Consider the following 25,855-nt stretch of genomic DNA (forward strand, 5'->3'; position numbering starts at 1 on the left):
GACGGGTCGTGCTGCCTGATGACGTTGCGCCTGATCAGAGCACATGCGACAGGTTGGGCCGTGCCGCCCCGTGACGCGCCGTCCAAAGGCGTCCGGACACCAGGCGGCCACCGAACCGGCTTCCCGCGGGGACAGAAGGACGATTTGGCAGAGCTTGTCGATTCCTCATAAGCACCCTCGCAGGCGTGCGCCATCAGCTTGTTCATCCGAACTCGAAGCCGACTTGCGTTCGGCGTTCCGCTGATCACCAGCGACGCCAGAATCGAGCGCCGCGTCCCCGTCCAGCCCCCGCAGTACCGCAGTGCTGTGCACGGCTTCGCCGCGACGTCCAGCGTCAGCTGCTCCGCGCCGCCGAAGAGGTACAGGACACGCGTCTTGTCGGTGCCCCGACCGACGACCTCTGCTCCAGCAGGTCAGGTCAGTGCCTCGGCGCGCCCCACCATCTCCCGTGGTGGTGACGGACACGGTTCCAGTCCGCGCCGGGGGCGTCGTCGGGCACCGCTACGAGCATCGAGTCTGCTTCGTCGCGCAGGCACTCGACCTGATCCGTGGTCAGGCGCCGGCAGCTCCACAGCAGCCGTGCCATTTCGGCCGCCGGCGGATCGTCGGGCCCCGACGTCTCGCGGAGTTCGACCGCGGTGATGGCAGCGAGGTCACCACCCGGGATGCCGAGAATGGTCGCGAAGCCTGCCACCCGGTCCGCGGTCAGTGCTACGCGGCCCCTGCCGATACCGCTGATCGTGGAGGCGGCCAGGTACACGCGGCCTTCCGTCAGAAGGGCCAGGATCTTGGCTGCGGCAGTCGGGGAGCGCAGATTCCGGTTGAGGCACAACAGGTTGGCAAGTATCGCGCCGGAGCCCGCCTCGTGCTGGTCATAAACCAACGGTGGAGGGGAGGGCGGTCGCTCGCCGTCGTCCAGCGACAGCTGATCGATGAGCTGGTGGACGTAGGCTCTCTGGTCCGTCGGCAGTGCCAGCATGATCTGGACAAGCTCCACGATCGCTGCCCCGGCGGCCGGTTCCCGGGGAGCGAGGGCTGCCGGCACCGGCACGTCAGCGATCACATAGAGGTCGGCGACGTGGAAACCGAGCGCGGGGGCGAGAGCGTCGAGCTGCGAAGCCAGCGGCGGCGTACCCGACACCACCGCGCGGAGTTCGGTCTCCGGAATACCGGCGGCGGAGGCCAGCCATGCCACATCCGTCCGGCGCCGATTCATGAGTCGGGTCAGAAGTATGCCGAAGCCTGGATGATTCGCCACGGTTCCACCCTGGTTTTCTCTCGTCCCTGGTTTTCTCTCGTCCCTGATTTCCTTCGCCCTGTCCCCATTTCTACGCGCGCCGGCGTTCTCGCTTGGGGAGTGGGCACGCGGTGGACTTCCCGCACCCGCACCGAACGGCGTCCCAGCCGTGCTCCAACTCGGTGCGAGCCAAACTCAGCGACCCGTCGGGAGGTTCAGTCGGTCAGATAGTCGGGCAGTTTGATCCGGCCCGAGTCCCGGTAAGCATGCAGCCGTTCCTCATCCGTCTCGATCGCCCTCAGGACGTAGTAAGCGTTGGCGACGATGCCAGGGGAGGCACCCGCCCACACGTCCCTGTACAGCAGCCACAACCCCTGCCGGGCGATCTCCTGGCACCTCTCCTCCGAGTACTCGCCGTCGTTGAACACCAGCGCACCGAGCAGGTCCAGGCACACGAACCTCGCCCCGGGGGACAGTTCACCCGCGAGCGCCGCCATCAGCACCGAGGCGACGGCTTCCGCCGGTGGCTGCGGGATCGACTGAATCAGGGCGTGGTTCTCGATGTGCAGCGCCCGCGCTTCCTCGATCGACTGTGCCTCGGCCAGTCGCTGCAGGTCGTCGATCAAGTGCACGGCCGATTTCATGCACCCGCACTCGAACGCCGACCAGTCGTAGCGGCCGATCTCCACATCGACCAGCCGCGTACCACGCTCTTTCACCCGGCCCGGTAATGCTCGAGCCTCGCCGGGTCCCACTCCACCATGTCCAGCACGTCATCGGCGTACCCCTTGGCAGCAGGGCTACGGGCACCGAGGTACGCCCTGTAGACGAGCCAGAGCCCGTCACGGACCGTCTCCAGACAGCGCATCTGGAGGCTGTCCTCGACGGAGTCGCCATCGACCTCGCCCGCGACCAGGGCGAGCAGCAGCCAGAGGATCTCCCTCTCCTGCGCCGCTGGCATCCCGTCCGCCAGGTGCGCCATGACGACCGCGCAGACCGCGGGCGCCGGGGGCATCAGGATGGACTGGACGAGCACGTGATCATCCAGGCTTCGCACGGCGCCGGAGGCGCCGCCGGCGAGGATGGTTTCCAGTGTGGCGAGCAGATGCCCAGCAGACTGTCCGCACCCACATGGGATCGCGTCCCAGTCATGCCGCTCCAACTCCGCACGCGAGAGACTCACCTGCATCGACCTTTCACCCAGCGATCCGAACCTCGTTTTCGGGGGCACACCCTACGGCTCGTCGTACCACACACCATCCGGCCGTCCCACGACACCCGGCCCGAAACCGCTTTGCGGATAGTCCCTTTGGCACTCCGGGCACACGTACTTCCCGATCGGCACGAGACCTGTGTCCGTGCGTAGCGCGACATAGGCGGTCCCGAACCGTACCTTTTCCCAGTCCCCGCCGAGCAGATGGACCACGTTGCCCTCGGCGCAGTACGTCAGAGCGCAGCTGGCGCCGAGGCCGGGGCCAGAGGACGCGACGGCGAGTTCGCCCGTCTCCACGTGGTATCCGGACACGTAGGAACGCTCCGCCGTCCTGGCCGTACGGTTGGCAACCGCAGCCTGGCCTGCGAGTTGCCGTCCTCGCGCAAGTCGCTCAGCGGGGTTCCAGCTGGCGGGGGGCGCTTCAGTGTGTGCGTAGGAAGGCCTGGACTTCTGTCCCGCCTCGCCACGTGAAGTGGGACCCCGGGGTGCCTCCGGCCTGGTACCCGAGGCGCCCTTGGCGGGAGCGGACGGCGCGGCTGCGGTGGCGTCCGCCTCCTCCGCCCGCGCCTGCGCGTTCGCCCGCTTCAGCGCCGCCAGGTCCGCCACGTCGGAGGCGGCCTCGTCGACGGCCTTGGCACCCGCACCCGCCGCGGCGGCCGCGTCGCCTTCGACGATTCCCTCCGCCGCCCCTTCTGCGTCGCCCACGACACCGCGTTCCGCGGCTCCGAGACCGCCTCCTTCGAGACCGCCGCCCGAGACGACACCGCCGGCCGTCTGACAGGAAGCGTCGTGGTCCGCGCCGCCGCCGCTGAGCCAGAACTCACAGTTGACCAGGTCGTACGCCGTCTTGACGAGGCTGACGACGACAGCGGCGACGAAGCTGTGCGGCGCGGGCGGGTACGGCCCCGGAGTCGGCGGCGCGCCCGGCGAAGGCGACGGAGTCGGCGAAGCACCGCTGCTGCCGCTGCCGCCGCTGGTGTCACCGCTGGAGGTACTGGTGTCACCGCCTGAGTTGCTGGACGTGTTGCCGGTGTGCTGCCCGTACCCGTCGCAGATGTCCTTGGGGCACAGGCCCGACGGGTCGGACTGCGTCGCCGGGTTGTCGCCGGCGTAGCTGTAGCCGCCCATCTGGTTGGGGTCGCCGGACTCGAAGACCGGGTCGGGGGTCAGGAAGCGGCCCAGCGTCGGGTCGTAGTTCCGGGCGCCCAGGAGGTCGAGGCCCGTGACCGAGTCGGCCGGCTTGCCCAGGTAGCCGTGGTTCTCGTCCGCCGAGACCCAGGAGGAAGGGCCGGTACCGCGCGCGTTGCCGTACGGATCGTAGAAACGGCGGGTCACGGCGAGGGTGGAGGCGTCGACGGCCGTCGTCGCCGTGCCCTGGGAGGTGGCCACCTGATAGGTGACCGACCCCGAGCTGGAGCGCGTCACCCGCGTCCCGTCCGGCCCCGCGTAGTACCGCAACGCCGTACACGTCTTCGCCGCGACGTCCAGCGTCAGCTGCTCCGCGCCCCCGAAGAGGTACAGGACACGCGTCTTGTCGGTGCCCCCAACGGACGCGGTCTGCTCCAGCAGGTCGCCGTCGGCGTCGTACAGGTAGGTGCTGGTGCGGCTGGTGGTGCCGGACGGCGTCGACACCGTCGCCGTGCGGCCCTCGGCGTCGTAGGTGAACGTCTGCGTCTGGCCCGCCGGCAGCGCGCCCGTCGTGACCGTCGTCCAGGTCTGGCCCTTGCCGCCGCAGGTGGCGGCGGTGAGCTGGGTGCCCTTCGTCGCGCTGGCACTCGGGTCGGTCAGGCACAAGGTGCTCTTGGCCGCGTTGACCAGGGTGCCCGTCGACGTGACGCGCCACTTCTGGGTGGCGTCGGTGGAGCAGGCCTCCGCGACCACGCCCGCACCGGACGTCGTCGAATTGGCCGCCGTGTCCAGGCAGAAGCCGGCCGCCTTCACCGTGCCGTCGGTGCCGATGGTCCACTGCTGGGCGGCGGCGGACGAGCTGCAGGTGTTGACGTCGACCTTCGCTCCCGAACCCGTCTCCTCCACGCACAGCTTGCCGCCGCCGGTGAGGGTGAAGCCGGTCGTCAGAGGGCCGGTGGTCTTCGTCGCCCGGCTGGCCGTGTCGCCCGCGTTCTTGCCGGTCGTCGCATCCGTGTACGCCGGGGTCTGCGTGGCCGTGCCCGTGCCCGGGTTGGTCGTCGTGGTCGCGCCCGCCTGGTCCGGGTGCGTGGCGGCGGTCGTGCCGTCGACGCCCGGGTACGTCGTCGCATGGGTGGTGTCCGCGAGCGCGTTGCCGCCGGTGTCGTGGTTCACCGCGCCCGTGCGGTCGCCCAGCAGGTCATAGGTGTACGTCTGCCAGTACGGCGCCGGGCCGCCCACCGTCTTCGTCTTCACCGGCGCCGCGCTGGTCTGCACGGAAGCCGTGGCACAGCCGCCCACCGCGCCCACCGGTGCGGTGCCGGCACCGGTGATACCTGCGGTGTCCGTCCAGGCGGCGGTCAGCCGCTGGAAGGAGTCATAGCCGAAGCACTGCGTGTCGTGGGTGGTGTTGTTCTGGAGGTCGTCCACCGCCGTGAGCTGACCGGCCTGGTCGTAGCGGTAGTTGACGACGTCCAGGGCCGTGGCCGACGTCTGGAGCATGCTGGACGTCTGGGTGGTGCGGCCGGTCGTCGCGTCGTACTGGGCGAAGGTCGCGAGCTCCTTGCCCACGGGGCCGTAGTTGGTCTGCAGAACCTGGCCGAACGGGTCGTGGACCGTGCCGTCCAGGTAGGAGGGGGTGTTGGCGGCGTTGATGTAGCCGCCGAATCCGTCGAGCGCGCCCTGCTGCGTGTAGCCGTAGCCGATGCGCTCGGCGGGCAGGCCACCGTCCGCCTGGTACTGGGTGGTCGACAGGAGGCCGACGCCGGGGGTGTAGGTGGAACTCAGGGTGTAGGTGACCGTGCCACCCGCCGTCGTCCCGGGGAAGCCGTCGGCGGACGGGATGGTGAGGGTGGAGCCCAGTGGCTGGTAGGCCGTGTTGTAGCCGGTGGCGGCCTCGGTGTACGCCTTGCCGTTCGCCCCGCCCACGTACCGGGTGGAGGACGTGGGGTAGCCCTTGGCGAGGGTGTCGTAGACCCGCGCGGTCTGCTGCTTGGCCGGGTCGGGCGTCGCCGACCAGGGGGCCGCGTATGTCGCCGTGAGCCGGTTGTCCCAGTCGTAGGCGTACGACATCACCTGGCCGCGCGCGTCGGTGGACTGGAGCAGGTTGCCGAGGACGTCGTACTTGTCGAAGGAGGCCGTACCGGTGTTGGGGTCGGTCTGGGAGGTCGGCTCGCCGAGCAGGTCGTAGCCGTACGACCAGGTGTTGCCCGCGGTGTCCTCGACCGTGTCGATCTGTCCGGCGGGTGTGTAGGTGTAGCGGGTGGTGGCGTCGGCGGGCGGGACGGCGCCCGCGGTGCCCTGCTTCCACAGCACGGACGTCCCGTTGCCCGCGACGACCGCGAGGGTGGAGTCGGCCCGGACCTGGAGGGTGGCACCGGTGGTGGCGGTCAGGCCAGTGCTCCACTTGGAGGCACCGGCGGTGGTGTACACCGCGAGGTTGCCGTCGGTGCCGAACTGGGCGTAGGCGCCCGGGTTTCCGCTCGTGCCGGAGGACCACACCGTCTTGCCGGTCGCGAGCGCGGTGAGCACCAGGTTGCCGTCGGCCTGCATGGTCAGGCGGACGCTGCCCGAGGTCAGCGAGGTGCCGGACGGGATGACGGTGCCGCCGGCCAGCGTGACCGTCGCGCCGGTGTTCTTCACCACCGACTTCACCGTCCGACCGAGGGCGTCCGTGAAGACCGCGGTCGCCCGGCCGCCTGCCGGCGGGGTGGAATCGGTCTCGTCGGCACCCGGGTAGGCGGTGGAGGTGCTCCACTGCTTGATCGCCTGGTGCCACAGGGTGCTCGTGGTGGCGCGGCCCTGACCGTCGTACGTCGTGGTGGTCTCGGCCGGGATCTCGTTCTCGTTGGCCGCGTACAGGGTGGCTGAAGGGGTGTGGTCCGGCTCCGAGTAGGGGGCGTACGACGCGCTGGGCCAGCCGTGGGAGTCGTAGAACGTGTCGGAGATGATCCGGCCGGAGTCGGAGTCGCCGTCGGCGGCCGTCTGGACCTGGCGGGGCTGGAGCATCCCGTCGTAGATGCTGACGGAGGTCGAGTAGGTCTCGTCCTCGCGCAGGGTGCGGGTGGTGACGGAGGACGGGTCGCCGGGCTGTGTGATGGTGCCGCCGGGGGCCGGGACCGCGCCGGGGTTGATGGAGTAGGCGAACGTCATGTCCGCGCTCTGCGTCGCCTTGTCGCGGCCGGGCAGCCATACGGCGGTACGGCGTCCGAGGGCGTCGTAGGTGATGTCGGTGACGCGGTCGTTGGCGTCGACGTTGCGCAGCGGCTGACCGCGCAGCGGGTCGAGCGTGGAGGTGACCCTCCACTGCTTCTGGTTGGTGGAGACGATGCTGGTGGGGTTGGTGTTGCCACCCGCACTGCTCCACTCGGGCAGGTAGTCGGTGTGGGTGCCGTTGCCGGTGGCGTCGAGGGCGTCGGTGACGCGGCCCGCGGCGTCGTAGGCGATGCCGCTGGTGGTGCGCCAGTTCTCGGTGCCGTCGGTGGCGAAGCCGGTGGCGATCCGGGTGCCCGTGACGTGCGGCTGGGCGACCGTGCCGTAGGTGCCGAGGGCGCTGACGGAGCCGTCGCCGTCGTAGTAGATCTTCTTGTCGGAGAGCAGGGTGTCGGCGCCGGCCTTGGTGCCGCACGGCCCGGAGACCGTGGTGATGCGGTCCGGGTACGCGAGCAGCATGGTGTTGCCGGCCGAGGAGGCGGGCGCGGCGTAGTCGGTCGTGCTGCACTTCTCCTGCGCGGTCACGGAGACATCGCCGTGCGCGTCGACCGTCTGGACGCGGCCCTGGTCGTCGTAGGCCGTGTCGGTGCGGGTGTGCCGCCAGGTGGCATCGGCGAGCAGGGCGTAGCCGTGGCTCTGGACGGAGGTGATCCGGCGGGCGGTGAGGTCGGGCAGGGTGGCCTTGTCCGGTTCGGTCTCGCCCGGGTGGTCCTCCTGGGTCCAGGCGGTCCATGAGGTGCGGTCTGTGTGTGCCGTGGTGGCGAAGGCGAACGGGCCGTTGACGGTGGAGGCGTTCACCGAACCGCCGGAGGCGGTGTAGGTGTCGGACTGCAGGGCGGTTCCGGCGAGTTGGTCGACGTCGGTGACCGTCTCGACGGTCTTTCCGCCGACCGTGGCGTCCACGCTGACCGAGCGGCGGCTGCCGTCGGCCTTGTAGTCGCCGTCCATGCCCTGGAGGTAGGTGGTGGTCTTCTGGGTGACCGGTTCGGGCGCCTTTCCGGTGCGCACCGTGACCGTGCGGAAGCCGCGGAACTGGTCCCAGGTGCGGTACTGGTCGTCCGTGAGGTCGGAGTCGTCACGGTGCCAGGCGGGGCCCGAGTAGGCGTATGTGGAGACGTGGGCCTCGGAGCCGGCCGGGATCTTGGAGGCGTCCGGGTTGTACTGGGCGGCAATCGTCAGGTCGGCGGTGGTGACGCTGTGGACGGTGACCTTGTTGAACCAGTCGGCGATCGGTTTGGAGGCGCCGGGGACCGTCCAGTACACGGGGTAGCAGGAGTTGCTGTTGGCATCGGCGTGCTCGATGTCGAGCGTCTTGCCCGCGCACGGGGTCTGGTTGTACTCGACGGTGATCGACTCACCGGTCTCCGTCTGGACGTCGGAGATCCGCGGCCGGTACAGCGGCGGCGCCGACGGCGAGTCGTCGTCGACCCGGTTGTCGATCTCGGTGCCGGTGAAGGAGACCTGGTTGAGGGCGATGTCGCTGTCGGCGTTGCCGTAGGTGCCCTTCCCGGTGTGGCGGATGGACTGCAGCCACATCACTGCCTGGAGGGAGCCCGCGTCCTTGGGATCGACGGTGGTGCCGGTGACCGGATCGACGGCTCCGCCCGCGTCGGAGTACACCTGACCGAGGGCGTAGGAGTCGACCGGGACCAGTTTGTCGGTGTCACCGTCCTTGACGTGCACCTTCGTGGTGATGGTGTCCAGCCGGGTGGTCGACCAGAAGGTCGGCGACGACACGACGCACACGTCCGTCGGCACCTTGGTCGCGTCGTCCGGCAGCTTCGTCTTGTCGGTCGGGTCGCAGTGCAGGTCCCAGGGGACGTCCGGCCAGTGCGGGGTCGTCGGTCGCCGCCGCCTGGCCGCCACCGAGGTCGTAGTAGCCGGTCTCGGTGGAGTAGTCGTAGCGCTGTACGAAGCCGGTGGGCGAGACGACGAAGTCCAGGTTCCAGCGCCAGCCCTCGGGCTTGTCGCAGCGGGACTTCTTGCCGTCCGAGTCGCTGTTCCGCGCTGTATCCGTCCGTCCTGCCCGGCGTCGACCTGTCGGTCTCGGTGACGGACCAGGGCGGTTTCAGTGACGTCCTGGTCGTCCACGACGCGAAGGCCGCCGCCGATCCGCGCGTGCGCAGGCTCATCGTGGCCACGGACACGGACGGCCTCGACCTGGCGGCGACACCTGCGGGCGGCATGACCGCCACCACCGCGGACGGCTCCGTGTCGTACACCAGTCCGCCGCCGTTGATGTGGGACTCCGGCACGGCGGCGGCGTCGGACGCGACGGACACGTCGTCGGGCGTCCCTTCGGACCCGACGGACACGCCATCGGCCGTTCGGCCCGCGTCGTTCGTCCGGGACGCCGCCGACGTCCCGGTGGCCCTCACCGAGGCCTCGGGGGCTCCCGCCGACACCTCCTCCACCGCCGGGCCGGGCCCAGGCGCCCAGGTCGGCCAGGTCCCGATGACCACCGTCGACGACGCGATCACCCTGGCCCCGGACACCTCGCTGCTCGACGACCCCGACACGCGCTACCCCGTCTACATCGACCCCTTCGAGAACCCGGTCACCAGCAAGTCCGGTGCCTACGACGAGGTCTACTCCAGCTCGGCCTGCTCCGACGCCCCGCAGTACAACAAGCCCCAGACCAACGGCGAGGGCGTCGGCTACCAGCGCTGGGGCGGGGCCTGCGGAGTCGGCCTCGAACGGTCGTACTACGCGGTCAACACCAGCGGACTCGACCCGTCGATGACCGTCATCAAGGCCGAGGTGAAGGTCAGCACCACCTACGCGGCCAGCCTCGACTGCTCGCACGACCAGCCGATCACCCTGCACACCACCGGTGGCATCAACGAGAACACCGACTGGCAGCACCAGCCGGGCACTCTCGACGACAACGGCTACCCGGCGGTGAAGACCACGGTCCCCAGCGGGCACAACGACAACTGCTCCAACAGCACCGCGAGCTTCCGGGTCGACGACCAGATCCAGAAGATCGCCGACGGCAACAAGTCCACCTGGACCATCGGCCTGTTCGGCAACGAGTCGAAGACCAGCTCCAACGACGACTACCTGCGCATGTCGCAGACCCTCTCCCTGATCACGAACTTCGACATCACGCCCGACGTCCCCACCAAGCTCCGTACGACACCGAAACCGCTCGGTGCGGACGGCGACTGCGTCACCGGCGCCGCCGCGACCGGCTGGATCGGCGCGACGACCTACAGCGACGCGGGCAGCAACATCCAGTTGCACTCCACGGTCATCACACACATCTCCGGCGAGCACGCCGAGGCGCACTACCACGTCTGGGACCGCACCGACCTCGACGCCGACGGCAACGCCGTGGACAAGGGCACCCCGGACAGCGGCATGGTCGCCTCGGGCCAGGACGCAGACGCTCCGATCGGGTTCACCCTCAAGGACGGCCACGAGTACGGCTGGGACGTCTACGCCCAGGACAACTCCGCCATCAAGCTGAAGTCGGCGATCAGCAACCACTGCTGGTTCGACACCGACTTCACCCCGCCGCAGACACCCGCTGTCGCCGACAACCCACACTTCCCGCCGGTGGGCAGCGGCTCCGGCGACACCCCCGCGGGCAGCGGCGTCACCACCGACTTCACCGTCTCCGCCGCCGACACCGCCCCGGCCGACACCTGCGACCCGGCCGGCTGCAAGGCCAGCGGCATCGACCACTTCCTGTGGCAGCTCGACGGGCAGCCCACCGCCACCACCGGCCACACCGCCAAGGTGACCGCCACCAGCGGCACCACCTCCACCGGCACGGTCACCGTCCCGGTCACGAACTGGGGCGTGCACACCCTGTACGTCGTCGCCGCCGACCGGGCCGGCAACCTCTCCCAGAACCCGGTCGGCTACACCTTCACCGCGCCGTGGGACCCGAAGACCAAAATCGCCCCAGGGGACGTCACGGGCGACGGCAGCCCCGACCTGCTGGCCACCACCAGCACCGGCGACCTCGAACTGATCCCAGGCGACAGCGACCCCGCCCAGGCCCCCGCCCAGGCCCAGGAAGGACCGGTCGCCGGCACCTCGCCGTCCGTCACCGGACCGGTCATCGTCTCCACCGCGTCCGGCGCACCCACCGGCGACTGGAACGACTACCTGATCTCCCACCGCGGCAACCTGCACGGCGACACACACGACGACCTGCTCGCGTACAACAAGAAGACCCAGCATCTGTACGTCGTGAGGAACGACCTCGATCCCAAGGACGACGGCTCCTTCCCGCGCACGCCGTACTCCACCTTCCCCGGCTTCGTCGGCCGCCGCTACGACCCCGTCACCAAGGACCCCTGCGAGACCACCGACGTCGTCCCCGCGAGCCGCTGCACCGAGGCGGGCTACGACCCGTCGACACCCTGGGACATCGCACAACTGGCCGTCGACGGCGACGTCTACGGCAACCCCGACCACCCGGCAGTCCTCACCGTCGAGCACAACAAGCTCTGGCTCTACCAGACTTATGGCATCAACCACCTCGGCCACCCCCTCCTCCTCGGCGACGGCGACTGGTCGGGCCTGACCCTGATCGCCCCCGGCCGGGTCGGCGGCACCTTCACGGTCGACACCGACGGCAACGGCCGACTCACGGGTGGCACCCCCACACTCTGGGCCCGCGACGACACCACGGGCACCGTCTACACCTTCCCGATCGACGTCGACGGCTCCACCCTGCTGCCCAAGCTGCTGCACGCCCCCGTCCGCACACCGTTCGTCTCGGCCGTGAAGACGTCCTCCGGCGGCACGCTCTGCCTGGAGACCGCAGGCGGCCACACCACCGACCACACCAAGGTCCAGATCCACACCTGCAACGGCAGCGCCGCCCAGCAGTGGGTCCTGCACGACGACGGCTCCATGCGCGTGCTGGGCAAGTGCCTGGACGCCACCGACGGCGGCACGGCCGACGGCACCCTCCTCCAGCTGTACAAGTGCAACGGCACCGGCTCACAGAAGTGGACCACCGGGACCTCCGGCAGCCTGGTCAACCCACAGTCCGGCAAGTGCCTGGACGACCCCCAGCAGAGCGCCGCCAACGGCACCCAGGTCCAGCTGCACACCTGCAACAACACGGCCGCGCAGAACTGGACGGGCGGCGCGACGGCGGGCTGGAACGCCCACCCGGCCACGGGCCTGGACATCGTCCTGCCCCTCAAGCAGTACCCCACCGTCGCCTCCCCCGGCGACGTCAACAGCGCCACCGGCGGCCCGGACGGCAAGCCCGACCTGTACGCCACCGACTCGGCCGGCCAGCTCACCGAGTACCCGGGTGCCACCCCCACCGGTACCACCGCGGAGTTCGCCGACCGGGTCTCCCTCGGCACGGTCACCGACGCGGCCGCCCACCGCTGGCCCCTGACCGACGGCAGCGGCCCCACCGCCGCAGACTCCACCGGTGCCCTGCCGGCCACCGTGCACGGCGCGGCCGCCTGGACGACCGACACCACCCGGGGCACGGCCCTGAAACTGACCGGCACCACGGGCTACGCCGACACCACGGCCCCTGGCGTGGACACCTCCCAGGGCTTCACCGTCTCGGCCTGGGTGAAACTCAACTCCCTCGACACGGTCAACTCCACCTTCGTCTCCCAGTCCGACGACGCGTCCGTGAACGCGACCACCGGCTTCCAGCTCTACTACTCCTCCGGCGCCGGAGTCTGGGCCTTCGGCCGCCGCGCCGGAGACTCCACGACGGACACCTGGACGGCGGCGTACGGTCCGAAGGCAGTCGCGGGCCGATGGACCCACCTGGTCGGCGTGTACGACGCCGACTCCGGCCGCCTCCTCCTCTACGTCGACGGCGGCCTCACCACCACCAAACCCTTCACCACCCCCTGGAACGCGACCGGCCCCGTCCAACTCGGCCGCCGCCTCTCGGCGGGCACCTACGGCGAATACGCCAACGCCACCCTCAGCGACGTGCGCCTCTACCCCGTGGCCCTGCCCCCGGCGGACGCGGCAGCACCCGGCGGCAGCGCGACACTGACACAGCTCAACTGACCCCCAGAAACGCAAAAATCCCAGGTCAGACAGCATCTGGCCTGGGATCGAACGGAGCCGCCTTCGGGATCCGAACCCGAGACCTACGAGGCGTCCGACCACCGGGCGGCCACCACGAGCGCCACGGCCACGAGCACTGCCGCCGTCTTCTGCCCGCCGCGGGGAGCGGCATCGGCGGGAGTTCACCGGACGTCGACGTCGTCGGTGACCCGGCGCGCTTCAGGGACCGGTTTGTCGACCGCCGGCTGAAAAGACCGTCCCTCAGGTCCGTTCCTGACCAGCTAAAAATCCCTGGCCGTCGGCCAACCAGTGGTGACAGGATCCGCAGCATGACCTATGGAATCGAGTCCTACCCCACCCGATGAGCGCCCAGGCAGGCGGTGGAGTCTCCGCCCCTTGGCCCTCTCTGTACGCGTACGCGCTGCGCCGGTACCAGTCGAATCCCGACGGTCGACTGCCTCACGGCGGCTACCCCTTGCCCGACTCGCCACAAAGGCGCGCGGCGTTGGGTTGGCGCGAGGCCGAAGCAGGTGTGCGCGAGATCCTCGCTCCCCTGCTGTCCGATCCAGACACGGTCCGTGCCGCCGACGAGATCCACCGCAGGCTGCACACGCTGGGCATTCGGGATCGTCATGTTCAGGCTGCGACGGCCGATCTGCCCCTGGAAGACACAGCGGCAGCCCGTGCTCTCGGCCGCCATCTGACACGCGCCGGCACCAGCACACTGACCGTGAACGTCGGCATCGCTCTCCTGGCTCGCCTCGGCGAGCCGGAGGACGTGCCCTACCTCAAGGTTCTCGGCCTGCTGAGGGTCCTCGCCCGTCCCGTGGTCGGCGCGCTCACCGCCCTCGACCGCCCGACAGCAGCCCTGGTATGGCTGGCCAACCATGCCGAAACCCGTGCACTGCGCCACCTGATCGACGCAATCGCCACGCGCGATGACCACGAGGCCCGCACATGGCTGATCAATGCCCCTCTCGACTCAGGTGCCGTCGGACCTTCAACTGCCCGCAGGATTGCCGAGGCCGTCCAACTCGCCGACATTCTCAGCGAGGAGCAGACCGACACCCAGGTCGTGGCCCAGGCCGGACGTCTCCTCTCCCGAATGACAGGACTGCGCGACTACCAGCCCGAGATCCTCAGCTACCAACAGGCCACCACCACCTACGACGCGTTCGTCGAACGCGCCTCCCAACTGCCCTCTACGCTGGACCACTACGCCATCCTGCTGTCCGTCGCTCTGGACCTGCACAGTGGTCCCAGCGTGCTCCTCGACTGGCGGTCGGGGCAGAGGGAAGCCCTCCTGCGCGCCCTCGAAGCCGTCCTGGGCAATCAGTCCTGGACAATCGTCGCGGAGAGCGAGCCCGAAGAACCCGCCGAACGCCGCCGGGTCCATTGGATACGGCGCGCGGCACGGCAGCCATTCGACCGCGCGACGGTCTCCCGGTTCCGGGTGGAGTCCACTGTGCGGGACCCGGCAGACCCGGACACGGTCGAGGCACGGCTGTTGATCGACGGCCGCCCCCTGGTACCCGAAGCATTCGGCAAGGGGCCGGCCAACTCCCCCGAGTACCTTCTCGACAGCGGCCGCCTGCGGGCCGCAGCCAAGCCCCGAGAGGTACAGCTCGCCGAGGCGTACTGCACCGAGGGCTGCTGCGGCGCGCTCTACGTGACCATCTGCAGGGAAGGTGACCAGGTGGTGTGGCGTGACTGGCGTCGCCCGCCGACGCGGCAACCCCGCGCGAAACTCCCTGAGTACCGCTTCGACGCGACCGACTACGACACGGAGATCGAGCGTGCCGAGAACGACCGGTCCTGGGCCTGGCCGGCTCGAAACACCGCCCGCTTGATAGCCGCGGGGCTACGCGAACAACCCGATCTCCTCACCCGATGGGACGGCCAGGTCGGCTGGATCGGCACCGACTTCCACGATCAGGACTCGACCGTGGTCTCCTTCACGTACTGGCCGGGCCTTGCCGCCGAGCAGCGGGACAAAGACGGCCCCTGGCTGCAGTTCGTCTGGAGCCTTCCCGACGACGGCACACCTCCCGAGAATCAGGCCGCTGCGGCGCTGCGGCAACTCACCGAGCAGGACCCGAAGACCTACGCGCAGGTCAGGGGAGGCAGCCGCTCGCACGCCGAGGCACTCGGCTTCCCATGGCCCGAACCAGCAGACCCGGGAGAGAGCGCCTGACCGAACTCATCCGGCCTGCGACGCGCTCCCCGGCAGGAGAAGCGGCGCGTCTCCGGGCGCGTCGCAGGCGGTCAGATGCGGTAGGACCCTGGCGGTACTTCTCCAGCCAATCCGTACGGGTGGCTACGACGTCGTCATTCGGCCCCGGTATGACGACTCCAAGCGGCCCCGTTTCGTGAAGATCCATGACGGCTCGAAGCGGCCCCCTGCCGGCATCCCGGTCTCTGCCAGAGCCTGCGAAGGCCGCCGCTGCTCAAGTGGGGCCGACTCAAGTCGCCCGGGTGGGGCCGCCGAACGACATCGCAGCCAATGACGTGTTACGCGGGGGAGAGTCGGTTGCGCCTGGGCTGAGGGCCTTGTCCCGCCGCGAGCCGGCGGGGATCATGACCGCGTGCAGCACCGAGAGGAACTACACGAACTGCTCGTACGCGCCGGGCTCACGGTCGTCGAGGACGTGCGCCCGGGCAGCCTGTTCCCGCCGGAGGCCGGCTGGCGAATCGCGCGGGGGATCGCGGCGCCGGACGGTACGGCCCGGGAAGCGCTCGATGCCGCGTGGTGGCGCCGCCTTTCCAATGTCGACGGCGAGTTCCTGGTGGCCGTCCTCGGACATCGGATCGGCGGCAACGACTCCTGGTGGACCCGGGTCCGCTACGCCGGCGGCGGTGTGCCGGGGCTGACCGGCGACCCCGGGTTCATGGCGCTCTCCCTCGACAGGCAGGTGCTGCTGGCGGAGGTGCCCGGCGCGGACGGGCCTCGGGTGACGGCCCTCGACCGACTGCCGGAGCGGCTGGAGGAGGCCGCCGCGGCCGCCGGGCGCGAGACGGAGGTCGAGCGCGCCGAGGTGTGGGCGGCGGTGCCCGGCCAGCCGGCATGGCCTATGCACTGGGCGGAGGGGATCGGGTCCAATCCGGCCGCGCCGGACGAGCTGCTGATCCGGCTGCTGGATGTGGAGGCGGGCTTCCTGCACGGCTGCGACCGGCCCGCCGTCCTCGACGCCGCTGTGGCGCACCCCGATCCGCGGGTGCGATCGACACCCGCCGACACCTTCCGGCCCAAGCTCACGTCCGATCAGTGGGTACGCCTGGTCCGTGCCGAACCGTCGCCGAGGCGGCGCGTGCTCTGGGCGGAGCATGCCCGCATCTGGGGCGCCGAACTCCCCGAGGACCTGTACGACGACCTCCTCGCCGGCCCGTCCCGCGCCCTGGCCGCCGAACTCCCGGGGCTCCCCGCACACCACCTCTCCAGCCTCGCGGCCGACGCCGATCCCCGGGTGCGGACGGCGGCCTGCGGCCGGTGGGATGACCTCGCCGCGCCGCTGCGGGAGCGGCTGCTTGCCGACACCGACAACGCGGTGCGCACGGCGGCGCTGCTCGCCCACCACACCGGCGTCCCCATGCCCCGCGAGGTCTTCGCCGCGCTGCCCGCGCCCCGGCGCACGCTCGAACAGTGCCGCCTCGAGCCCGAGTTGGAGGCGGAGCTGATCCGGGACGGGGACGCGGAGGTACGCCGGGCGCTGGCCGCCAACCCGGTCCTGGGCGCGCACGGCGTCGCCGTCCTGGCGGAGGACCCGCACGACGACATCCGCTCCGCGGTGGCGCTGCGCCCCGACCTCACCGAGGAGCAACGTGCCGCGGTGCGCTACGACTTCGACCCGATGTCGATGTCGCACACCCTGCCCTGGGTCGCGGACCTGCACGGCGACACCGACGCGATGCGCCGACTCGCAACGTCGTCCCATCCGCTCATCCGCCGCAGTGTGGCCCGTGCCCGGCATCTCCCACCAGACATCGTGGAGCGTCTGGCGCGGGACGAAGACCGGGCGGTCCGCCTGTTCCTCGCCGAATCGTGCGACGACGCGCCGGCCGACATGCTGTTGGAGGTCTGGCGCTGGTGGGACGGCAGCTTCAGTCACCCCGACCGCCCCCGCAGCCACCCCCACTTCCCCCGTGCGGGCCTGCTGCGCTACGCCGACGACCCCAGCGGGCGGATGCGCCGCCTGGCCCTGGACGATCCGGAGTCGACGGCGGCCGACGTCGCGTGCCAGGCCCGGGACCCCGAAGCCGAGGTGCGCCGCCGCGCGGCCGAGGACCCCCGGCTTTCACCGGCCGATGCCGTGCGGCTGCTGGACGACCCGGCGGCCCACGTCCGCGGGACCGCGATGCGCAATCCGCGGCTGCCGGCCCGCGTCCTGGCCGGGCTGCTGCACGACCGCGACACGGCATGCGCGGCGGTCTCCAACCCGGCGATCCCGGTCCCCGTCCTGCACCGCATCCTGGCCGCGGCCGTGGCAGCCATGGCAGCCCCGCGCTGAGCACCGACACCCCGCACGGCGGCCGTGGCGGCCTGACGCTGAACTCCGGCGCGCCTTACGACCTTGGGGGCAATGGGACCGTGTCCGGTCAGGCCGTGACGTGACAGGGGCCGCACAGGTTGTTCATGACATGGAAGAGAGGGCGTACCAGACGCGTCTTGAGCGGATCCTTGGAGTTCCGCTAGCCGAGAGTGCAGTGCGGCAGTGGCCGCAGAGTGGTGAACTCATCCGCGGCAGAGCCCACATCGCGGACGTGGAGTCCCATTTCGTCGGCCTGAGGCTCGGTGTGGGCAGGCGGCACGTCTGCGGCGACACCCTCGTCGTGGAGTGGAGCACGGATTACGGCGACGGCCGGGTGTATCGGAACGTCTCCGTTGCTGAGCTGGTGGCAGGGGAGGCCGTCCGGGTGACCGACTACTGGGGCGAGCCGTTCACGCCGCCGGAGTGGCGGCGGCCACTGTCCGAGCAGCTGGAAATGCCGGGCAACGGTATCTGGCCGGCCGCCGACACCCTCACCCAGGACTGACGGGTCGGGCGCCCTCTGAGACCCTTGACGGCAATCGCGGATTGAGCCGTTCCACCTGGGCTCGGCCGCGTCCTCAATACCAACCACGCACAACGACTGGGGCTTGGGCAATGGCATCGGGCCCGGTCAGGCCGTGTCGTGACAAGGGCCGCACGGGTTGGGTGAGTTGTGAAGCTGACCTGGGCCCGTGCGGCCTGTGCCCATCCTGCCCTGTCCGGGGTCTCCCGCGCACACTTCGGCGAGTTGCTCGAAGAACTCGCGCCGAAATGGGCGGCGGCCCGGGAGTCCGCGCTGCGCGAGCGACGCGGCGGGGACCGCCAGCGGGCCGCCGGCGCCGGGCGTAAGCAGAAGCTATGGCCTGGGCGAGTCTGGGGGCCATGTCGAACACGGCCCGCTTCTACTCGTCCTCACCCACGTCCTCATCTTCTTCTCTCTGAGCCGCATCCCGTCGGGGAGACAGCCCCAGTTCCATACGACGCTCCTGCTCATAGGGCAGCGCTTCGCCGATGCTCAGCAGTTCGTCGTCACCGTCACCGGTCTCGCAGTAGCGTCGGATGACGACTTCGTCTTCAGCAACGACTCATGCGGAACCGTCCCCCTGGGCACCGTAGTAGTTCGCCTGGGCCCGGCCGTAGCGCGCGCTCAGGGCTCTCGGACATCGCGTCGGTGCCGGCACAGTCGTCGCCGCACTCGGGCGCTGGCCGACTTCACCGGAGGCGGACCAACAGAGGCCGAGAAGGTGGTTGGACCAGAAGCCGGCCTGCTCCAGCAACGGCTCGCCAGGCATCACCGGACCGCAGTCGTATCCCCTAATCGGCACAGGACTGCAGTCTGCCAGTGCCCGGCAACCGCCCAAACGAGGAGCAGGTTGAACGCGCGATCGTCGAGATGCCACAACAGTCGTTCCCCTGTGTACCTCCAGTTGCGCGGCTGATCGGGAGCCGGCCTGCACGGTGGCTGCACGCTTGGCCACCAAATGGCCACCACGCCAATCCGAACAGACCAAGGCGGGTCGACAGCGAGGGGAAAAAGGCCAGCTCACGGCCCTACAGAACGGAACCACCACTGGCTGTCAACCTCGGACCTACGCATTGCGATGCGTCGACCACGAGTGTCCGATTAGCCCGAATCTCAAGGTCAACGAAACGAAGAAACCCCAGGTCAAAGGCCTGACCCGGGGTTCACCATGGAGCCGCCTTCGGGATTCGAACCCGAGACCTACGCATTACGAGTGCGTTGCTCTGGCCATCTGAGCTAAGGCGGCGCGCTGTCCGCACTATGGTGCGATCAGCAACGTCGGTAAGTCTACACAGTTTCCGAGGGTGCTCCGCACCACCCCCGGGCGCGGTGGTTCCGGGGGTGGTCGCAGGGCTATGAGCAGCGCTTTGTCTCCGCCGGGGGCGTGCCGCGGAGCAGGTAGGCGTCGATCTCGGAGTCGATGCATGTGCTGCCGCGGCCGTAGGCCGTGTGGCCGTCGCCGACGTAGGTGAGGAGGCTGGCCGAGGAGAGCTGGCGGGCGAGGGACTGGGCCCAGCGGTAGGGCGTCGCCGGGTCGCGGGTGGTACCGACGACGACGATCGGCGCGGCGCCGTTCGCCTCGATGCGCTGCGGTCCGCCCGTCGGTCTCACCGGCCAGTACGCGCAGTTCAGGGACGCCCAGGCGAGACCCGCGCCGAAGACCGGGGAGGCCTTGGCGAAGGACGGCAGCGACTCCTCCACCTGTTCGGGGGTGGTGAAGGCGGGCGGGAGGTCCAGGCAGTTCACGGCGGCGTTGGCGGACATCAGGTTCGCGTAGCGGCCGTCGCCGTCCCGCTCGTAGTAGCTGTCGGAGAGGGCCAGCAGGCCCGCACCGTCCTTCTCCTTGATCGCCGAGGTCAGCGCGCCGCGCAACTGCTCCCAGGTGCTCTCGTCGTACATCGCCGCGATCACGCCCGTGGTGGCGAGCGCCTCGCCCAGCGTGCGGCCGCCGGGGTCACCGGTGGGAACGGGGTGCGCGTCGAGGCGGGTGAAGAACGCCTTGAGGTTGCCGCCCACCTCCCTGCTCTTCGTGCCGAGGGGGCAGTCGGGGTGCCGTACGCAGTCCTTCGCGAACGACCGGAAGGCCGTCTCGAAGCCCGCCGTCTGGTCCAGGTTCAGCCGGCGGGCGGGCAGCGAGGGGTCCATGGCGCCGTCCAGGACCAGTCGGCCCACGCGATCCGGGAACAGGCCCGCGTACGTCGCTCCGAGGAACGTCCCGTACGACGCCCCCACGTACGTCAGCCGCTCGTCCCCCAGCACCGCCCGCAGGATGTCCATGTCACGGGCCGCCTCGACCGTGGAGACGTGGCGGAGGAGTTGGGGTGCGCGGGCACCGCAGGACTCGGCGAACTTCTTGTACGCGTCGACGAGTTCGTCCGTCTCCCGCCGGTCGTCGGGGGTGATGTCCGTTTGTGTGTACGCGTCCATCTCGCGGCTGTCCAGGCACTCCACCGGCTCGCTGCGGGCCACGCCCCTCGGGTCGACGGCGACCATGTCGTAGCGGGCGCGGATGTCGGCCGGGTAGCCCATGCCGGCATAGGCCTGGAGGTAGCCGACCGCCGAGCCGCCCGGGCCGCCCGGGTTCACCAGCAGGGAACCGAGCCGCTCACCCGGGCCCGTCGCCTTCTTGCGGGAGACCGCGAGCCGGACGTCACCCGCGCTCGGGCGGGCGTAGTCCAGCGGCGCCGTCATCGTGGCGCACTGGAAGTCGGGGACACCGCAGGAGTGCCAGTTCAGCGTCTGTCCGTAGTACGGCGCGAGCGCCGACGGGGTGGCCTTCGGCAGTGCGGCCAGCTCCGCCAGCGCCGCCGCGCCGGCGGAGGTACTCGTCGAACCGGCGGGGGAACAGGCCGATACGGCGAGCAGGGCTGCGACGGAGAGGAGCGTGACGCCTGCGCGCGATCTGCGGGAGCCACGAGGCCTGCGGGACCTGTCGGGGAAGCGCCTGAGGTACATCCCGCGAGCGTAACTCTGTGCAACTGGTCGAGCGCATTACGTGCGCGATCTGCCACGGACGAGTGAACCCCGTCAGCCGACAGCGGTCACCGCGCCCCGAACTCCGGCCGGCGGCAGCCGTCAGCCCGCTCTCAACGCCATCGTCATCGCCTCCACCGCGAGCAGCGGAGCCACATTTCGGTCCAGGGCGTCTCTGCAGGCGCCGATGGCCTCGATGCGGCGCAGGGTCGACTCCGGGCTGCTGCCGCGGGCGAGGCGCTCAAGGGTGTCCTCCGCGTCCGCGTTGGCGATCGCGACGCGCGAGCCCAGCTGGAGGGCGAGGACGTCGCGGTAGAAGGCGGTGAGGTCGGTGAGCGCGAGGTCCAGGCTGTCGCGCTGGGTGCGCGTGCGGCGGCGCTTCTGCATGTCCTCCAGGTCCTTCATCACGCCCGCCGTTCCGCGCGGCATCCGACCGCCCTGGGCCGCGCCGAGCGCCGCCTTCAGCTCCTCGGTCTCCTTGCCGTCCCGCTCCTCGGCGAGCACCTTGGCGTCCTCCGCCGCCGCGTCCACCAGTTCCTGGGCGGCCCTGAGGCAGCCGCCGACGTCCTCGACCCGCAGGGGCAGCTTGAGGACGGCGGCGCGGCGCTCGCGGGCGGCCGGGTCGGTGGCCAGGCGGCGGGCCCGGTCGACATGGCCCTGGGTCGCGCGCGCGGCGGCCGCGGCGACGGCGGGCTCGATGCCCTCGCGCCGCACGAGCATGTCGGCGACGGCGTCCACGGACGGCGTCCGCAGGTTGAGGTGCCGGCAGCGGGAGCGGATGGTGGGCAGCACGTCCTCCAGGGAGGGCGCGCACAGCAGCCAGACCGTCCGTGGGGCGGGCTCCTCGACCGCCTTGAGGACGGCGTTGGCCGACTTCTCGTTCAGCCGCTCGGCGTCCTCGACGAGGATGACCTGCCAGCGGCCGGTGGCCGGTGAGGTGTAGGACTTGCGGACCGTGTCACGCATGTCCTCGGCGAGGATCTGGGTGCCGACGGCGGCGACGGTGGTGACGTCGGCGTGGGTGCCGATGAGGGCCGTATGACAGCCGTCGCAGAAGCCGCAGCCCGGGACGCCGCCCAGCGCGCGGTCCGGGCTCACGCACTGCAGCGCGGCGGCGAAGGCCCGCGCCACCTGGATGCGGCCGGCGCCGGGCGGGCCCGTGAACAGCCAGGCGTGCGTCATCTTCGACGCCTCGGGCGGCGGGGTGTGGGAGGTGGCCGCGGTGACGAGCGCGTCGGCGTCCCGGGCGGCGGCGGCCAGCTGCTCGCTCACCTTCTCCTGCCCGACGAGGTCGTCCCACACGGTCATCGGTCACGCCGCCCTTTCGTCACGTTCCACCATGCCGGTTCCATTGTGCGGGCCACCACTGACAACGGGGTCACCGAGCCGAGCCGGGCCACGCAACGCGGGCACGGAACCCGGACGGGCGACGCGGACACGAAACGCGGGCATGAGGCGCGGGCATGAGGCGCGGCCCTTGGAAGCGACGGCCGCGCAGGGCCGTCGGGTCCCTCAGCGCCGTCGGCCTCGGCCCCGGCCGCCGCCCTGGCCCTCGTCGGGCCCGTCGTCGTCCCGGTGCGGGCCCAGCAGTTCGTCCGCGAGCGACGGCAGGTCGTCGAGCGGCGTCTCCTCGGCCCAGTCCGGCCGCGGCCGCCGACGGGGCGCGCCCGCCTCGTCGACCTGCGGCAGCTCGCGGGTACGGTCCTCGGAGCCGTCCGGGCCCGTGCCCGCCCGCTCGTCACGGAAGAAGCCCGGGGGCACCCGGTCGGCGGGGCTGTCCGGTCGTACCGGCGGAAGGACGGCCGTCTCCTCCGCGGTGTCCGCGTCCCGCACCGGTGGCAGCACCGCCGTCTCGTCCGCGGCCCCGGCCGGGGGCACGGGCGGCAGGACGGCCGTCTCGTCGGCCGCTCCGGCGGGGGGCGCCGACGGCTGGGGCAGCTCCGCCGTCACCTCGGCGTCGGAGCCCTTCCCGGAAGCCCCGGCCGCCCGCTCGGACGCCCCGGAGGGCTCGTCAGGGTCCTTGTCCATGCGCACGCGGGGCAGCGGAGTGGTCTCGTCCACCGGCTTCTTGTCCATCACCGGCTTCTTGTCCGGGCGCACCGGCGGCAGCACCGCCGTCTCGTCCACGGGCCCGCCCGACGCGTTCGCCGGGGTGACCATCGGCGTCGGCACGGTCGCCGCGTCCGTCGCGACCGACGGAGCCTTCGGCCGCTGCGGCCTGGGGCCCATCTGTGCCGCCGCCGTGGCCTGTTCCGCGGCGCGCCGCGCCTCCTCGGCCCGCAGCAGTGCCTCCTCGGCCTTCCGCTGCTTCTCCAGCCGGGCCGCCTCCGCCTTGCGCTGTTCCTCCAGACGGGCCGCCTCGGCCTCGGCGCGCCGCCGGGCCTCCTCCTCGGCCAGCTTGCGGCGCCGCTCCTCCTCGGCCCTGCGGCGCTCCTCCTCCACCTTGCGGCGGGCCTCCTCCTCGGCGCGGGCCTTCTCCTCGGCGAGGAGCCGCTGCCGCTCCTCCTCCGCACGCCTGCGTGCCTCCTCGGCGCGCTGCCTGGCCTCCTCGGCCTGCCGCTCGGCCTCCCGCCGCTGCGCCTCCTCCAGCTCCCGCCGCTTGCGCTCCTCCTCCTCGGCGCGCAGCTTGGCGAGCTGTTCCTGCCGCTCACGCTCGAGGCGCTCCTCCTCCGCCTTGCGGGCGGCCTCTTCCTCGGCCTTGCGGCGGGCTTCCTCCTCGGCCTTCTTGCGCGCCTCCTCCTGGGCCTTGATCTCGGCCTCGGACAGCGGCAGCATCCGGTCGAGCCGGTGGCGTACGACGGTGGACACCGCCTCGGGTTCCTGCGCGGCGTCGACCACCAGGTAGCGGCCGGGATCGGCGGCGGCCAGGGTGAGGAAGCCGGAGCGCACACGCGTGTGGAACTCGGCCGGCTCGGACTCCAGCCGGTCGGGCGCCTCCGTGAACCGCTCGCGGGCGGCCTCCGGGGAGACGTCCAGCAGCACCGTCAGATGCGGCACCAGGCCGTCGGTCGCCCAGCGCGAGATGCGCGCGATCTCGGTCGGGGACAGGTCACGGCCCGCGCCCTGGTAGGCGACGGACGAGTCGATGTACCGGTCGGTGATCACGACCGCGCCGCGTTCCAGGGCGGGCCGGACGACGGTGTCGACGTGCTCCGCGCGGTCCGCCGCGTACAGCAGCGCCTCGGCGCGGTGCGAGAGGCCGGCGGACGACACGTCCAGCAGGATCGAGCGCAGCCGCTTGCCCACGGGTGTGGCGCCCGGCTCGCGCGTGAGGACGACCTCGTGGCCCTTGCCACGGATCCACTCGGCGAGCGCCTCGGCCTGGGTGGACTTGCCGGCGCCGTCGCCGCCCTCCAGGGCGATGAAGAAGCCGTTCGCCGCCGTGGCCACGGCCGGGTCGTCGCCGCCGCGCAGCGCGTCCCGCAGGTCGTGGCGCAGGGGGACGCCGGAGCGGTCGTCGACCTTGGCCAGCACCAGCGCGGCCACCGGCAGCAGCAGGGCGCCGACCAGCATCAGCGTGAAGGCGGCGCCGCCGTGCGCGAACACGAACTTGCCGTTCTCCAGGCGGTGCGGGCCGATCGCCGCGGCGAGCAGGGGTGCGCCCAGCGCGGCCAGCGCCACGAAGACCCGCACGACCGCGTGCAGATGCTCGGTCGTCCGTGCGCGGCGGTGGTCCTCGGTCTCCTGGTCGAGCAGCGCGTGCCCGGTGTTGGCGGCGACGCCCGCGCCGGCACCGGCCAGGCCCAGGACCAGCAGCACGCTGGTGACGTCCGGGTCCAGCCCGGCGGCCAGCAGGGCGACTCCGGTGAAGGCGATAGCCAGCGCCAGCAGCCGGCGCCGCGACAGCGACACCAGCACCTTCGGCGCGGTGCGCACACCGACGACGACGCCGCCGGTCAGCGCGAGCACCATCAGGCCGTACAGCACCGGGCCGCCCCCGAGGTCCTTGGCGTGCAGCACGGCCACAGCGACGGCCGCGGCGATCGCGGTCGCGACGGCGGCGCAGGCCAGGACCAGCAGCGGGATCGCGCCTGTCCGGCCGGCGTCGACGCCCGCGGCCGTCCTCGGCCGGCGCAGCCCCTCCAGGGGCGACCGCGCGCGCGGGGTGCGCACCGAGGGAAGTTCCAGGAAGACCACGACGGACAGGGACCCGGCGAACAGTCCCCCGGCGACGTAGGACGCCAGGGCCGCCTGGTGCTGGGCGAACCAGTCGATTCCGGCGCCCAGAAGATTGTTGAACAAGGCCGCGACGACCAGGGTGACGGCGGCCAGCGGGATCGCCACGAAGCCTGTGCGCAGCGACAGCCGGCGCAGGGCGTCCATGTGGTCGGGCAGCGGCCGTACCGTCGCACCCTCCAGGGGCGGGGTGGGCAGCAGGGCGGGGGCCGCGCTCTCGCGCGCCACGGTCCAGAAGCGCTCGGCGACACCGGTGACGAACACGGTCACCAGCAGCAGGGCCAACGCGTTGTCAGGTGTCCAGTCGATCCACAGCGGCGCGACGAGCAGCAGCGCGGCGCGCAGGCCGTCGGCGCCGACCATGGTCCAGCGGCGGTCGAGCGGGCCGTCCGGGGAGGTGAGTGAGGTCAGTGGGCCGAGGAGGACCGCGCCGAAGAGGACGGTGGCCAGAATCCGTACGGCGAAGACGGTCGCCACTGCGAACGCCACGCCTCGGTAGCCGCCCCCGAACGAGCCCTCGGCGATGGCCGCCTGGAGGGCGAGGAGGACGAACACCAGGAGCGCGAGGGCGTCTGCGATCCCGCCCACGAGCTGCGCGCTCCACAACCGCTTCAGCTGTGGTTCGCGCAACAGGGCGCGTACGGCTCGCTCGCGGGAGTCCGCCACCAGGGCGTCGTCGGGTGCCGGCTGGTCGGCCGTCGGCTGCTCGGCTCGCGTCATGCATTCAGCCTATCGGCAGCGACTGACGGTCCGGGGCGCACGTCCGGACGTACGACCGCCCCGACACCAAAGTGATGCCGGGGCGTTCACTTCGTGAAGCCGACGTGGGGAAACCGTGGCCGGAGTCAGTCGTC

11 protein-coding genes and 1 tRNA gene are annotated in these 25,855 nt (G+C 71.1%); 4 read left to right on the forward strand and 8 right to left on the reverse strand.

Annotated features, from left to right (window positions below):
* Positions 1-418: 418 nt before the first annotated feature.
* From ABT057_RS27745 to ABT057_RS27760, 4 genes are all read right to left on the reverse strand, one after another.
* On the reverse strand, positions 419-1,258 hold the full coding sequence (locus ABT057_RS27745; protein ID WP_352346326.1) for a hypothetical protein: 840 nt from the start codon (positions 1,256-1,258) through the stop codon (positions 419-421).
* A gap of 194 nt (positions 1,259-1,452) precedes the next feature.
* Positions 1,453-1,956, reverse strand: a complete 504-nt coding sequence (locus ABT057_RS27750; RefSeq protein WP_352346327.1) for a hypothetical protein — start codon at positions 1,954-1,956, stop codon at positions 1,453-1,455.
* The gene (locus tag ABT057_RS27755; protein WP_352346328.1) at positions 1,953-2,420 is read right to left on the reverse strand and encodes a hypothetical protein; all 468 of its coding nucleotides are present in this window, start codon (positions 2,418-2,420) and stop codon (positions 1,953-1,955) included. The genes ABT057_RS27750 and ABT057_RS27755 overlap by 4 nt, the downstream gene beginning before the upstream one ends.
* Before the next feature lie 51 nt (positions 2,421-2,471).
* Positions 2,472-8,654 carry a ricin-type beta-trefoil lectin domain protein gene (locus ABT057_RS27760; protein WP_352346329.1) on the reverse strand — a complete coding sequence of 2,061 codons (6,183 nt, stop codon included), beginning with the start codon at positions 8,652-8,654 and terminating at the stop codon, positions 2,472-2,474.
* 183 nt (positions 8,655-8,837) lie between these two features.
* On the opposite strand from ABT057_RS27760, the gene ABT057_RS27765 reads away from it, so the two are divergent.
* From ABT057_RS27765 to ABT057_RS27780, 4 genes are all read left to right on the forward strand, one after another.
* Positions 8,838-12,803, forward strand: a complete 3,966-nt coding sequence (locus ABT057_RS27765) for a ricin-type beta-trefoil lectin domain protein (RefSeq protein WP_352346330.1) — start codon at positions 8,838-8,840, stop codon at positions 12,801-12,803.
* Between the two features lie 475 nt (positions 12,804-13,278).
* Positions 13,279-14,997 (forward strand): hypothetical protein, encoded by a 1,719-nt coding sequence (locus tag ABT057_RS27770; RefSeq protein WP_352346331.1) that lies wholly within the window; start codon positions 13,279-13,281, stop codon positions 14,995-14,997.
* A 391-nt stretch (positions 14,998-15,388) separates the two neighbouring features.
* Complete coding sequence (locus ABT057_RS27775) at positions 15,389-17,308, forward strand: hypothetical protein (protein ID WP_352346332.1); 1,920 nt, start codon at positions 15,389-15,391, stop codon at positions 17,306-17,308.
* 253 nt (positions 17,309-17,561) lie between these two features.
* Positions 17,562-17,834, forward strand: a complete 273-nt coding sequence (locus ABT057_RS27780; RefSeq protein WP_352346333.1) for a nuclear transport factor 2-like protein — start codon at positions 17,562-17,564, stop codon at positions 17,832-17,834.
* Between the two features lie 1,187 nt (positions 17,835-19,021).
* On the opposite strand, the gene ABT057_RS27785 is transcribed toward ABT057_RS27780, so the two are convergent.
* The 4 genes from ABT057_RS27785 to tmk all read right to left on the reverse strand — a co-directional run bounded on the left by ABT057_RS27785 (position 19,022) and on the right by tmk (position 25,721).
* Positions 19,022-19,098 (reverse strand) — tRNA-Thr (locus ABT057_RS27785).
* Positions 19,099-19,205: 107 nt separating this feature from the next.
* Positions 19,206-20,807: an alpha/beta hydrolase gene (locus tag ABT057_RS27790; protein WP_352346334.1), complete on the reverse strand. Its 1,602-nt coding sequence runs from the start codon at positions 20,805-20,807 to the stop codon at positions 19,206-19,208.
* Between the two features lie 120 nt (positions 20,808-20,927).
* Entirely contained in the window at positions 20,928-22,133 is a 1,206-nt protein-coding gene (locus ABT057_RS27795; protein ID WP_352346335.1) for a DNA polymerase III subunit delta', read from the reverse strand.
* 204 nt (positions 22,134-22,337) lie between these two features.
* Positions 22,338-25,721 carry a dTMP kinase gene (gene tmk / locus ABT057_RS27800; protein ID WP_352346336.1) on the reverse strand — a complete coding sequence of 1,128 codons (3,384 nt, stop codon included), beginning with the start codon at positions 25,719-25,721 and terminating at the stop codon, positions 22,338-22,340.
* Positions 25,722-25,855: the final 134 nt, after the last annotated feature.

Origin of the sequence: Streptomyces sp. NPDC002588, from assembly GCF_040295925.1 — a bacterium.
Taxonomy (GTDB): domain Bacteria; phylum Actinomycetota; class Actinomycetes; order Streptomycetales; family Streptomycetaceae; genus Streptomyces.